This is a genomic window from Corynebacterium sp. KPL1986, from assembly GCF_000477975.1.
GTDB lineage: Bacteria > Actinomycetota > Actinomycetes > Mycobacteriales > Mycobacteriaceae > Corynebacterium > Corynebacterium accolens.
Map to the genome: position 1 here is coordinate 1081597 of NZ_KI515719.1, position 12511 is coordinate 1094107.

The following is a 12511-nucleotide window of genomic DNA, read 5'->3' on the forward strand; positions in this document are numbered from 1 at the left end:
GTTTTTCCTTCCCCACACGTATGGGACTAAGCAAAGCCTGGAACCAGGCGTGACATAGAGATGTAATTGTAGAGCCTTAAAATGCAAAAGAGTGCAGGCCGGCAAAAGCGGAACCTGCACTCTCTCGCTAGAAGGAGCCGGCTTTAGTCATCCGTAGGGATGGAGTCGGTACCTTCCAGCAGCTTGGCAACGTAGCCAGTGTTGAACTCGCCACTGCGGAACTTCTCGCTATCAAGCAGCATGGCCTGGAATGGCGCCGTGGTGACAACGCCTTCTACCTGCAGCTCGTCGATGGCGCGCAGCATGCGGGTTATGGCCTCATCGCGGTCTTCTGCCCACACGATGAGCTTGCCCACCATGGAGTCATAGAACGGCGGGATGGTGTAGCCCGTTTCGATGTGGGTATCCATGCGCACCCCGAAGCCACCTGGCACGCGGTAGTGCTCGATCTTGCCCGGCCGCGGAGCGAAGTTCTGGTTCGGATCCTCGGCGTTGATGCGGCACTCGATGGCGTGGCCACGAATCTCCACATCATCCTGGGTGATGGAGAGCTTCTGCCCGGAGGCAATGCGCAGCTGCTCCTTGATGAGGTCCACACCGGTGATCATCTCCGTAACGGGGTGCTCCACCTGGATGCGGGTGTTCATCTCGATGAAGTAGAACTTGTCTTCGGTGTTATCGAAGACGAACTCGATGGTTCCGGCATTCTTGTACTTCACCTCTTTACACAGGTTAATCGCGGCTTCCTGCATCTCCTGGCGCAGCTCATCGGTCAGCACCGGCGAAGGGCCTTCCTCAATGAGCTTCTGGTTGCGGCGCTGCGAGGTGCAGTCGCGCTCGCCCAGGGCGACGGCATTTTCGCCATCGGCCAGCACCTGGATCTCAATGTGGCGGATATCCGTCAAGAAGCGCTCGATGTAGACCGACGGGTCATTGAACGCGGACTCTGCCTCGTTCATGATCTCGTTGAGATCCTTTTCCAGCGTGTCCTCGGATTCCACGACGCGCATACCGCGACCACCACCACCGGCGGCAGCCTTAATCAGCAGCGGGAAGCCGGTGTTATGGGCAACCTCCAGGGCCTCGTCGAACTCGGTGACCACGCCGTCGGAGCCCGGCACGGTGGGAACACCGGCGGACTTAGCGATGCGCTTGGCCGCGATCTTGTCACCCATCAAGCCGATGTGCTCGGCCGAAGGGCCAACAAAGCCGATCTCTTCTTCTTCCACCATGCGGACAAAGTCCGGCTTTTCGGACAAGAAGCCGTAGCCCGGGTGAATGGCATCCGCCTTGTACGCCATGGCTGCGGAGATGACCAGCTCGGGGCTGTTGTAGCTCTTGGAAACATTCGCCGGGCCGATGCATACTGCTTGATCGGCGAGCTTTACTGGCAAGGAGTCCTTATCGCCTTCGGAATAAGTAAGGATGGACTTGATACCCAATTCCTTGCAGGCGCGAATGATGCGAAGCGCAATCTCACCGCGGTTAGCAATGAGCACGCTACCTAATAGATCTGACATGTTTTCCTCCAGATCGATTACTTCGGCTGGATGACCATGATGGGCTGGCCGTGCTCCACGGCGTCCTCATTATCAACGAGGATTTCCTTCACGGTGCCGGCAACCTTGGACTCGATGTTGTTCATCAGCTTCATAACCTCAACGATGCACAGCACCTGGCCAACCTCAACCTCGTCGCCGACCTTGACGAAGGGATCTGCGCCCGGCTTCGGAGCGGCGTAGAAGGTACCGACCATAGGAGCCTTCACGATCTCGCCCTCTGCAGACGGCTCACCGGAACCGGAAGCCTTTGGCTCTTCCTTCGGAGCTTCTTCTTGAGCTGGAGCAGGATTGGACTCAGGCTCAGCGGCCGGAGCGGAAGCCGGTGCGGCCTCCTGTGCTGGTGCGGTAGCTGGAGCTGCAGCCGGAGCGGCTTCCGGAGCCGGTGCCGGGTGGTTCAGGCCACCTGGGGTGCGGGACATCGCGAGCTCGACGTCACCGTACTTAATCTGCAGCTCTTGAATGTCATCAGAAAGGTTGGCCCACTTCAGCAGGGACTTCAGGTCGTGCAAGTTGGTGGAATCAGTCATGGTTACTTTTCTCCTTTGATGAGGTTGATTTCCAAATCGGAAGTCTTGAGGTGGAAGTCGGTGGTATCGGAAGAGTCGTAGATTTGCTGTACCAGGGAGGTAAGGACGCCGCCCTTGACGCCTTCGCCCTCGCCGCCGCGGCCTTCAGCCACGAAGCGCTTCATTTCATCGACCTGGCTGCCGGCGAACATCACGCGCAGCAACAAGGTGTCGATATCCTCGTCCGGGTGAGCCTTCTTCAGGTCCGGCAGGACCGGCTTGAGCTCTGGGATTTCCTCCGTGATTTCGGAGGAACCGTTGGCCATGATCTTCTCCAGCACGTCTGGGTCCAGCGGGGCGAGTGGCTCGCCGTAGTAGCCCAAGGCGTACTTCTTAATCTCGTTCGGGACCACGGAGTAACGGTCACCGGTCATCACGTTCATGACGGCCTGGGTGCCCACGAACTGGGCGAACGGCGTAATCATGATGGGGTATGCGAGCTCTTCGCGCACGCGTGCGACCTCGTACAGCAGCTCTTCGAAGCGGTCACCCAACCCAGCGGTTTCCAGCTGGGATTCGAAGTTGGTAAGCATGCCGCCTGGCAGCTGGTGCATGTAGTGCAGGCCATCGAATGCGCGCGGAACGCCTACCGGCTTATCTTCCGTATCGGCGATTTCCTGAATGCGCTCGCTGGCGGAATCGATGCGCTCATCGTCAACGTCCACCGTGTAGCCCAGTGCGCGAAGGTCGCGCACCACGGCCTGGGTGGCTGGTTGTCCCGGGCCATTGGCCAGCGGGGCGATGGAGGTGTGGATAGAATCCACGCCCAATTCCGCTGCGTAGAGGTAGGTCAGCGGGGACAGTCCGGTCAGCGAGTGGGTGTGTACCTCGAGCGGTACGTCACCGATGGAGCTGCGGATCGCCGGGATGAGGGTCTTCAAACGGTCCGGAGTAAGCAGGCCGCCGGCGTCCTTTAGCATGATGCGGTCCACATCGGTGCGCTCGAGCAGCTCCGTGGCCTTCCGCTTGTACAAGTCATCGGTGTGCACCGGGCTCAAGCAGTAGGACAATGCGCCGAAGGTTTCAGCTCCGAGTTCCTTGGCCAGCTTGAGGCCCTGGTCGATGTTGTCGATGTCATTCAAGCCATCGAAGGAGCCGATCACACGGAAGCCATTGGCGTAGAGTCGCTCGGTCCAGTTCAAGATGGCATCATCCGGCAGGAAGTCGAAGGAAGCCAGGTTCTTGGAGCGAATCAGGGCGCGGAACTTGGTGCCCGGCGCGGCGTTCTCGTGGACGAGGCGAACGCGCTCCCACGGGTCTTCCTTGAGGTAGCGCACGGATACGTCGAACTGGATGGGCGCGACCAAGTCCACGTGCTCGAAGCCAGCGTTGGTGATGTCATCCAACAGCGACAGGATGTGGCTCGTGGTCATGCGGGTGGCCCAGATACTCTGGTGCGCATCACGCAGGGTGGTATCGATGATGTTGATCTTGCGCTCGCTATCGGCCGGGCGTCCGCCCGCGGCCATGATTTCGGCGAGGCCTTCTGTGCTTAGTTCCTCGGGACTAAGAGCAGTCATAAATCCCTCCTTAGGGTGTGGCTCCGGAAAGACTCGGTTGGTTCACAGTGACGGGTCACTTTGGTGGTTCAAGACTCTTCGAAAACCTTCCGTGTCGTGGCTCACACGCTACACCACACCTAAATTTTCAGCGCCGGAATTCTGGCCAAAAATGACCTTTTCCTGCGAATTCCAAGCTCGTTACGGCAAAGAATTTATACAAATACCCCTATACGGGGTCACAGTGCGCACTATAGTTCACCTAGCGAACAGCGAATTTTTATGGACCTTTCCCCCGAAAAGTGGTGGACGACATGCAGTTTCTAGCCAGTAACTAAATCTGCCCCAGCCGCGCTGCGCTTCTCGTGGCTTACATCGCGGCCTAAGCGAAGTGTGATGTGCGTAATATCTTCCTCAATATTTCGGACCCATACCTAGGAGGAACAATGACTTCTACCGCCCCGCCGAGCCCCACGCCCACTAAGTCATCGGGCGCAACAAAAACGGACCGCAAATCCCTCGCAGCCAGCCTGACCGGCCAGGTCCTGGAATGGTACGAGTGGAGCTCCTATGCGGTCTTCGCCCCGTTCATCGCCGCGGCGATGTTCGACAAGGGCGATACCGCCTCCGCACTGCTTGCCACCTTCGGTGTCTTCGCCGTCGGCTTCTTGGTCCGCCCGCTGGGCGGCATCATCTTTGGCCGCATCGCCGACCAGCGCGGCCGCAAAACCGTCTTGATGACCACCATCATCATGATGGCTAGCGCCTCGGTCCTCATCGGTTTGCTGCCCACCTACGAATCCATTGGCATCTGGGCTTCTGTCGGCCTGCTCTTCATCCGCGTGCTGCAAGGCTTTGCACACGGTGGTGAATCCGCAGCCGCCAATAGCTACATCCCTGAGATCGCCCCGAACGCCCACCGCGGCCGCTGGGGTTCTATGGTCTATGTCTCCATCTTCGGCGGCTCGGTCATCGCCTACGTCTTGGGCGGCGGCATTTCGCTGGTCCTGACGGACGAGCAGATTGGTGCTTGGGGCTGGCGCATTCCGTTCCTCTTGGGTGCCGTAGCTGCGCTGATCGCGTTGTACCTGCGCCGCCACATGAAGGAATCCGATCACTTCCAGGAAATCGATAGCGCCGAGCCCACCGTTGAGGCCCCGAAGCGCCCCAAGAAGTCCGTGAATTCGCAAAAGCCTGCCTCGGTTGTTCGCCCGGCATGGCAGAATATCTTGCTCGTCGTGGGTATGGTCTCCGGTGTTACGGCCGCGCACTACACATGGACCTCCTATGTTTCCACCTACGCCATTAGCCACGAAGGCATGTCCACCCAGGGCGCATATTGGGTCACCGTGGCCGCACAGACCGCCGGTCTCATTGCCCTACCGCTATGGGGCAGCCTGTCCGATAAAATCGGCCGCAAGCCCGTCATTTATATCTGCGCCATTGGTCTAGCCGTTCTGCAGATTCCACTGATGAACTTCATCGATGATCGCCCCTGGACCCTGCTGGTGGCCTCCACCGTCGGCGTGGTCATCGTCGCCGCCGGCGGCGCCCTGTTGTCCTCCATCATGTCCGAGGTCTTCCCCACCGCTCAGCGCACCCGCAGCATCGGCCTGGCCTACTCGCTGTCCGTCGCCGTCTTTGGCGGTACCGCACCGTATATTTACCAGTGGTTCGTAGCCCACGGCCTTACTTGGGCTTCTGGCTTCTACGTCGTCGCACTGTGCATACTCACGCTTGTCAGCATGTACATCCTGCCTGAAACCAAGCGCGTGGACCTGCGCGATGTCTAATCCACCCGCGAAACACTAAATCGCCGCTTCCCAGTCTTTCTCGGGAAGCGGCGATTTTTCACGTCCATAACTAATTAGTCGAGCGCTACTTTAAAGGGTGCGTCCGTGACCTCGCGGATGGACTCCTCGGTTTCGCCCTCGGCGACCTCGATAAGCGTCAGGCCCTCCAGCTCGTCCACAGTGAATACGGCGCGGTCGGTGATGATGAGATCCACACACCGCGCGCCGGTCAGCGGCAGCTGGCACTCCGCCAGGATCTTGGAATCGCCGTGCTTAGATACGTGCTGCATCATCACCACGATGCGCTTGGCACCGTGCACTAGGTCCATCGCACCGCCCATGCCCTTGACCATCTTGCCGGGGATCATCCAGTTGGCTAGGTCGCCGAATTGGGATACCTCCATTGCACCGAGCACCGCGACGTCGATGGCGCGGGAGCGGATCATGGCAAAGGACTCGGACGAGGAGAAGAAGGATGCACCGGGGGCTTCGGTAATGGTTTCTTTACCGGCGTTGATGAGCTCCGGATCCACCTTGTCTTCTTCAGGGTAGGCACCAACGCCTAGGATTCCGTTCTCAGAGTGCAGGACCACCTCACGGCCCTCCGGCAGGTAGCCCGGGATGAGCGTCGGCATGCCGATGCCCAGGTTGACGTAGTCACCATTGTCCAGTTCTTGTGCGGCGCGTGCCGCCATTTCTTCGCGTGACCAGGTCATTACTTGCTCACCGTCCTGAATTCGATTCCGGTTTCTTGTTTGCCCACTTCCACTACGCGGTCCACGTAGATTCCGGGCACATCCACCTCTGCCGGCGGAACGGCTTCTACCAACTGTTCTGCTTGCACGATGGTGATATCGGCGGATTTGGCTGCATCGGGGTTGAAGTTCTGGGCGGTTTTATTAAAGGCAAGGTTGCCAAAGCGATCCGCGCGGGCGGCATGGACGAAGGCGAAGTCCGGGGTAAGAGCTTCTTCCATGACGTAGAGCTCGCCGTTGAACTCGCGGGTTTCCTTCGGTGCGGAGGTCTCCGCGATGGTGCCGTCGGGGTTGTAGCGGGTGGGGATATCGCCATCGGCAAGCGGCGTGCCCACGCCAGCCTTGGTGTAGAAGGCCGGAATGCCCGCGCCACCGGCGCGCATGCGCTCTGCCAGGGTGCCCTGCGGGGTAAATTCGACGGTAAGCTCGCCCTCGAGGTACTGGCGCGCGTATTCCTTATTGGTTCCCAGGTAGGAACCAATGGAGCGGGCGATGCGGTGATCCTTGAGCAGCAGGCCCAGACCAAAATCGTCCGTACCAAGGTTATTGGAAATGATGGTGAGCTCGCTCGCACCCTGGGAGCGCAGCGCGGCAATGAGTTGCGCTGGAATACCCACAAGGCCGAATCCGCCCACCGCGATGGAGGAACCGTCCGGGATATCCGCGACGGCCTCCTCTACTGAGGCTATGACTTTATTCAACATGGGCCTTAGACTACGTGCGGTTCACAGACAGCACAAGGGTTCAGAATGCGAACACGATCGGGTACACTGAAGAGACCTGGGCCACTTAACCCTAAAAATAGCTTGGAGGACACACCGTGGCAGATACCCCCGTAGTGCAATCATTAGCCCGCGGACTCAACGTCATTCACTCGTTTAATGGCGAACGCCCGCGGCAAACACTGGCCCAGGTTGCCGAGGTCACAGGCCTAGCGCGCGCCACCGCACGCCGCTTTTTACACACGCTTGTCGCGGAAGGTTACGCCCGCACCGATGGCTCGGATTTTTGGCTCACCCCGCGCGTTTTGGAACTGGGCTACTCCTACCTATCTAGCTTGGGACTGCCGGATATTGCCCAGCCCCATTTGAGGGAGTTATCTACGAAACTCGATGAGTCCTGCTCCGTGAGCGTGCTCGACCGCGACACCGTGGTCTATATCGCTCGTGCCGCAGCACACCGCATTATGTCCACCAATATCACCATCGGCACGCGCTTCCCGGCGCACGCCACGTCCATGGGCCAAGTACTGCTCGCTGATTTAACGCCGGCAGAGCTGGATGAGTATTTCGCCACCACCGCTCCGCTCGAGCAGGTCACCCCGCACACCTTGGTATCCCAGGACGCGCTGCGAGCCCGCCTCGGCGAGGTCCGGCGGCGCGGCTGGGTCATCGTAGATCAAGAGCTAGAAATCGGCCTGCGCTCCATCGCCGTTCCCATCCGGGATCGCACCGGGCGCGCGGTGGCGGCCATCAATATTTCCACCCAGACCTCCGTGTATTCCACCCAAGATCTCACCGCGCAGATCCTCCCGGAGCTCCTCACCACGTGCGCGGCCATTTCCCACGATCTCACCACCACCGAAATTTCCTAAGGAGAATCCATGCATACTCAAGACGTCGTCCTGTGCTACCCCAAGCGCACCCCAGTCGGCCGCTACGGCGGCGCGCTGAAATCCGTCCCCGTCCAGGATCTGGCCAGCCTGGTGGTGTCCACCATCGTGGAAGAATCCGGCATCGATCCAAACGTCATCGATGACATCATCCTCGGCCAGGCCTCCCCGAACGGCGCTGCGCCTGCCTTGGGTCGCGTCGCCGCCCTCGATGCCGGCCTGCCCGTCTCCGTGACCGGCATGCAGCTCGACCGCCGCTGCGGCTCCGGCCTGCAAGCCATCGTCACCGCCGCCGCCCACGTCGCCACCGGCGTGGCCGAGGTGGTCATCGCCGGCGGCGCCGAATCCATGTCGCGCACCGAGTACACCGTGGACGGCGATATTCGCTGGGGCGCGAAGGGCGGAAACATGGTCTTTCGCGATCGCCTCCAGGAGGCCCGCGAAACCGCCGGTGGCAAAAACCACCCCATCCCCAGCGGCATGATCGAAACCGCCGAGAACCTCCGCCGCGAGCGTTCCCTGTCGCGCGAGGACCAAGACGAGCTTGCGGTGCGCTCCCACCACAACGCCGCCCACGCGCAGGAGCAGGCGCTTTTCGATGCCGAAATCGTCCCCGTCTCCGTCCCCCAGCGCAAGGGGGATCCCATCATCGTGGACAAGGATGAGCACGTGCGCGCCGATTCCAGCGTGGAAAAGCTATCCAAGCTGCGCCCGGTAATGGGCAAGCAGGATGACGAGGCCACGGTGACCGCAGGTAACGCCTCCGGCCAAAACGACGGCGCCGCCGCCGTACTCGTTACCACCCGCGAAAAGGCCGACGAGCTCGGTCTCGAGCCGATGGTGGTATTGAAGGGCTGGGCGCTTGCCGGCGTGGAACCAGAGCGCATGGGCATCGCACCGGTTGAGGCAACCCGCAAGGTCATGGACCGCCTCGATCTCACCTTCGATGACCTCGACCTCATCGAGCTCAATGAGGCATTTGCCGCCCAAGCCCTCGCGGTACTCGATCAGTGGGGGATCTCGCCCGAAGACCCCCGCTTCAACCCCAACGGATCCGGCATCTCACTGGGCCACCCGGTGGGCGCGACCGGTGCCCGCATCGTGGTTACCGCCGCACACCACCTGCGCCGCACCGGCGGCAAGCGCGCGCTAGTTACCATGTGCATCGGCGGCGGCCAGGGCCTTGCCACCATCGTTGAGGCGGTCTAGCCTCCACAAGCGCTATTCGCTGCTGCCGTAATCCCCCACCGGGCGCTGCACCAAGGCGCCATCCGCGTTGGGCTCGCCCGCCGCGATGCTGGCAGTAACCAGCGCGGCTAGGGCCACGGCCGAAGCCGCAGCTGAGGCCATGGCCGAGTCCCTACCTGCCCGCTTGGAATACTTCATTTCCTTAACGTAGCGCGAATGAAGGTTAGGGGGAAGGAAAAAGAGAATAAGGGGTAGATGAGGGGTGCGGTGGATAACCCGACAACGACACCGCACTTCGCTGTAAGCTGGAATGGAACTTTGCTCGCATGATTTTAAGGGGACTTAGTCAATAATGATCCAATTCGTCTTCGGCGCCGCCGCAGGGTACGTATTTGGCACCAAGGCGGGCCGCAAGCGCTACCACCAGATGAAAAGCGCCTACCAAAAGACCGTCAACTCCCCCGCCACCAAGTCCGCGGTGCGCTCCGCGCGCAAGATGGTAGCCAACCGCCTGGATCCAGAGCCACGCATGCGCGAAATCCACGACCTTTCTGAAAAGCGCCGTGGAAAAGGAAAAATTCGGGGCGACCAAACTCCGCAAGCCGATCGCATCTATGAGCCGGATGAGGATTAAAGCTCTTCCGCGCTAACCCCTCCCCGCGCAGCACCTGAACTAGCGTCCGAGTGCCTGCCCGGGGATTTTATATCCCCGGGGTGCCGCGAAAGGCGCGGTCATTGAGCTCGCGGCGGGCCTGTTCCAAGGCAATCAGGTCCGCGAACAGGGAGTTATAGCCGGCCTCATCATCGGTAGGCCGCATCCGGCCCAATTGGGCTTTCAGCTGCGCAATCTGATCGCCCACGACGGTTTCCTGCAGCCGCGAGAGTACGGAGTCCGCATATTTTTCTGCGCCCACGTCCGTGGGCAGGATGGCCTCGACTGCCAGCTCGGAAACGAAATTCCTTCCTGTCAGATCCTGCATTTCCCCGGCAACGGCGGCAATCCAGTCCACCCCGGACATGGTGGCACCTTTTTCTGCCCCGCCCACGGCGGAAATCGCCTGCCGGACGATGCGGTAGGCGTCGTTGGTATAGGCATCGGCAGTAATGCCATCAAAATACGAGCCAACGACCTCCGGCATCTGCAAGGCCAATTTCAGCGCCTCCCGCTGTGGCCACAGATGGGTCTCCTTCGGGCTTGGCGGATGGATCATCGGCACGTCTTGCTGCGCCGGCTGTGGCTGGGCATTATCAAAGCGGCGAATCGTCGGCTTGTCTGCCTTCTTCGGCTTCTTTGCCTCCGCGCGCACTTGGCGCAGCACCTCTTCCGGATCGTTCCAGCCCACCCAGCCGGCAAGCCGGCGGGCGTATTCGCGCTGTAGGGGCTGGTCCCGGATCTGCGCAACGATGGGCACCGCCCGCCGCAAAGCCTGCAAGCGGCCCTCAGCAGTATCGATCCGGAAATCAGCAATGACTGATTGAATGACGAACTCAAACATGGGGATGCGGTCTGCCACCAGATCGCGCACCGCGGCATCGCCCTTTTCCAAGCGCAGATCACACGGGTCCATGCCGTCTGGGGCCACGGAAACAAAAGATTGTCCGGTAAATTTCTGCTCGCCGTCAAAGGCACGCATCGCGGCCTTCTGCCCCGCCTCATCACCGTCAAAGGTGTAGATGAGCTCGCCGTGGAAATAGGAATCATCCAGCATGAGTCGGCGCAGCACCTGCAGGTGCTCCCCACCAAAGGCCGTACCGCACGAAGCCACGGCAGTCTTAATGCCTGCCGCGTACATGGCCATCACATCCGTATAGCCTTCCACCACCACGGCCTGGTGGCCTTCTGCGATATTGCGCTTGGCCAAATCCAGACCAAAGAGCACCTTGGACTTGTGATACAGCATGGTCTCGGGCGTATTCATGTACTTGCCCAGCTTGTCATCATCAAAGAGCTTGCGCGCACCAAAGCCAATGACGTTGCCGGAAAGATCCTTAATGGGCCACAACAACCGGCGGTGAAAACGGTCAATGGGACCGCGTTTGCCCATCTTGGAAATACCGGCCGCCTCTAACTCCTCAAAGGAAAAACCCATGCGCAAAAGATGCTTGGTGGCGGTATCCCAGCCTTCTGGGGCGTAGCCACACTCGAAATCATAAATAACCTCGCGGCTAAACCCGCGGTCCAGCAAAAAATTACGCGCCGTTGCTGCCTCTGGGGTTTCCAGCTGCTTCCGGTAGAACTCGTGCACCGCCTTATTCGCCGCGATGAGCCGCTGCCTAGTACCCGGCTTCTCATTGCGGGCACCGGTCGATCCGCCCTGGTAATTAATGTGGTAGCCAATCTTCTGCGCCACGGCTTCCACGGCCTCAGGAAAAGAGACCTGTTCCATCTCCATCAGGAAGCTGAATACATCGCCGCCTTTACCGGTGGAAAAGCAGTGATAATAACCGCGCTGCGGGCGGACGTGGAAGGACGGCGTCTTTTCATCCTTGAAAGGGCTCAATCCCTTCAAAGAATCGTGCCCAGCAGGTTTGAGCTGCACATATTCGCCCACGATTTCTTCTAAAGGCGCGCGTTCACGGATAGCTTGGATATCACTGTCCGGAATTCTGCCCTTTGCCATGGCTACAGACTACCCCGCCCATTTATCGAATGCTCAACCGCCAAAGCCAGGATGGTCGCATTAGGTTGTCCCGATCAACAAGTACACAGAATCACCGTGTTTTACCCACATGTGGGGCAGCCTTTCGCCAGGTATTCCCACCCCCGGGACGGGGCAATTTTGGATATTGCTCTTGACGCGGTGGATATTTATGTTTTCGAGATAGTTCCTGCAACAATAGAGAGCATGTCCAAGTCCAAAGCGTCTAAGAAATCGCTTCCAGTGGCCCTTGGTGGACTCGCCATCGTCGCAGGCGCTAGTTATTTCGGCTTCGACCTCGGCGGTGATGAGGATTCAACGTCGACGGATGAGACCTGCGCAATTCCTTCCCTTCCCAGCGAGGCCGAAGAAACCGCAGACGATATTCTGGGCGGCGGCCCTTATGACTACCCCGACAAAGACAATTCCCATTTTGGCAATTATGAAGGCGTCCTCCCCCAGCAGGCGCAGGACTATTACCGCGAGTACACGGTAGAAACCCCTGGCAGTAACCATCGCGGTTCGAGGCGCATCGTCACCGGCGGCGGCACCGAAACCGACCCCGATGTGTGGTACTACACCGACGACCATTACCAAACATTCTGTTCTATCCCGGACGCAGAGGATTAATAGTGCACCGCATTTTAATTACGGAACCCATCCGTACCCGTACGGATTTCTTCAATGCCTTAGGCCGCACCCATGGCTGCGTGGATTGTGGCCCGCGCAGCCTAGAGGATCTAGCTAAATTCTTGCGCGAGAATGAGGTCTCCACCATCGTGGCTGCCAACATGGAAATGGAATTGGATGACTTCGCGGCCATCGCGGCCATCGCCCAAGACGAAGGCGTTAGGCTCGCACGTTAATGGGTGCGCCGCGATGCTATAGGTCCTCTGC

13 protein-coding genes are annotated in these 12511 nt (G+C 59.7%); 6 read left to right on the forward strand and 7 right to left on the reverse strand.

The genetic code is table 11. The annotated features are described in order from the left end of the window. Nucleotides 1–143 precede the first annotated feature (143 nt). Genes accC through HMPREF1287_RS05015 form a run of 3 tightly spaced genes read right to left on the reverse strand, consistent with a single transcriptional unit; the run spans nucleotide 144 to nucleotide 3648 of the window. The gene (gene accC / locus HMPREF1287_RS05005; RefSeq protein ID WP_005284133.1) at nucleotides 144–1520 is read right to left on the reverse strand and encodes an acetyl-CoA carboxylase biotin carboxylase subunit; all 1377 of its coding nucleotides are present in this window, start codon (nucleotides 1518–1520) and stop codon (nucleotides 144–146) included. 17 nt (nucleotides 1521–1537) lie between these two features. Beyond that, entirely contained in the window at nucleotides 1538–2089 is a 552-nt protein-coding gene (gene accB, locus HMPREF1287_RS05010) for an acetyl-CoA carboxylase biotin carboxyl carrier protein (protein WP_023017153.1), read from the reverse strand. A gap of 2 nt (nucleotides 2090–2091) precedes the next feature. Beyond that, complete coding sequence (locus tag HMPREF1287_RS05015; RefSeq protein ID WP_023017152.1) at nucleotides 2092–3648, reverse strand: hypothetical protein; 1557 nt, start codon at nucleotides 3646–3648, stop codon at nucleotides 2092–2094. Between the two features lie 425 nt (nucleotides 3649–4073). Between HMPREF1287_RS05015 and HMPREF1287_RS05020 the strand changes: the two genes are divergently transcribed. Further along, nucleotides 4074–5420 carry an MFS transporter gene (locus HMPREF1287_RS05020; protein ID WP_023017151.1) on the forward strand — a complete coding sequence of 449 codons (1347 nt, stop codon included), beginning with the start codon at nucleotides 4074–4076 and terminating at the stop codon, nucleotides 5418–5420. A gap of 74 nt (nucleotides 5421–5494) precedes the next feature. Here HMPREF1287_RS05020 and HMPREF1287_RS05025 read toward each other — a convergent pair whose 3' ends face one another. Both HMPREF1287_RS05025 and HMPREF1287_RS05030 read right to left on the reverse strand, forming a co-directional pair. After that, nucleotides 5495–6136 (reverse strand): 3-oxoacid CoA-transferase subunit B, encoded by a 642-nt coding sequence (locus HMPREF1287_RS05025; RefSeq protein ID WP_005278126.1) that lies wholly within the window; start codon nucleotides 6134–6136, stop codon nucleotides 5495–5497. Then, complete coding sequence (locus HMPREF1287_RS05030) at nucleotides 6136–6879, reverse strand: CoA transferase subunit A (RefSeq protein ID WP_005278125.1); 744 nt, start codon at nucleotides 6877–6879, stop codon at nucleotides 6136–6138. Before HMPREF1287_RS05030 ends, HMPREF1287_RS05025 begins: the two co-directional genes overlap by 1 nt. Before the next feature lie 116 nt (nucleotides 6880–6995). Here HMPREF1287_RS05030 and HMPREF1287_RS05035 point away from each other — a divergent pair, with 116 nt between their 5' ends. Together HMPREF1287_RS05035 and HMPREF1287_RS05040 are read left to right on the forward strand one after the other, a co-directional pair. After that, nucleotides 6996–7769, forward strand: coding sequence for an IclR family transcriptional regulator C-terminal domain-containing protein (locus HMPREF1287_RS05035; protein WP_023017150.1), 774 nt, complete (start codon nucleotides 6996–6998; stop codon nucleotides 7767–7769). Nucleotides 7770–7778: 9 nt separating this feature from the next. Continuing rightward, nucleotides 7779–8996 (forward strand): acetyl-CoA C-acetyltransferase, encoded by a 1218-nt coding sequence (locus HMPREF1287_RS05040; RefSeq protein ID WP_023017149.1) that lies wholly within the window; start codon nucleotides 7779–7781, stop codon nucleotides 8994–8996. Between the two features lie 12 nt (nucleotides 8997–9008). Here HMPREF1287_RS05040 and HMPREF1287_RS12580 read toward each other — a convergent pair whose 3' ends face one another. Beyond that, the gene (locus HMPREF1287_RS12580; protein WP_198010364.1) at nucleotides 9009–9173 is read right to left on the reverse strand and encodes a hypothetical protein; all 165 of its coding nucleotides are present in this window, start codon (nucleotides 9171–9173) and stop codon (nucleotides 9009–9011) included. 154 nt (nucleotides 9174–9327) lie between these two features. Between HMPREF1287_RS12580 and HMPREF1287_RS05045 the strand changes: the two genes are divergently transcribed. Then, nucleotides 9328–9609: a hypothetical protein gene (locus HMPREF1287_RS05045; protein ID WP_023017147.1), complete on the forward strand. Its 282-nt coding sequence runs from the start codon at nucleotides 9328–9330 to the stop codon at nucleotides 9607–9609. 67 nt (nucleotides 9610–9676) lie between these two features. Here the strand turns inward: HMPREF1287_RS05045 and dnaG are convergent, their stop codons facing one another. Next, entirely contained in the window at nucleotides 9677–11596 is a 1920-nt protein-coding gene (gene dnaG / locus HMPREF1287_RS05050; RefSeq protein ID WP_023017146.1) for a DNA primase, read from the reverse strand. A gap of 225 nt (nucleotides 11597–11821) precedes the next feature. On the opposite strand from dnaG, the gene HMPREF1287_RS05055 reads away from it, so the two are divergent. Beyond that, nucleotides 11822–12244, forward strand: a complete 423-nt coding sequence (locus HMPREF1287_RS05055) for a ribonuclease domain-containing protein (protein ID WP_034654152.1) — start codon at nucleotides 11822–11824, stop codon at nucleotides 12242–12244. Nucleotides 12245–12246: 2 nt separating this feature from the next. After that, nucleotides 12247–12480, forward strand: coding sequence for a hypothetical protein (locus HMPREF1287_RS05060; RefSeq protein ID WP_005284161.1), 234 nt, complete (start codon nucleotides 12247–12249; stop codon nucleotides 12478–12480). The last annotated feature ends 31 nt before the right edge of the window (nucleotides 12481–12511 follow it).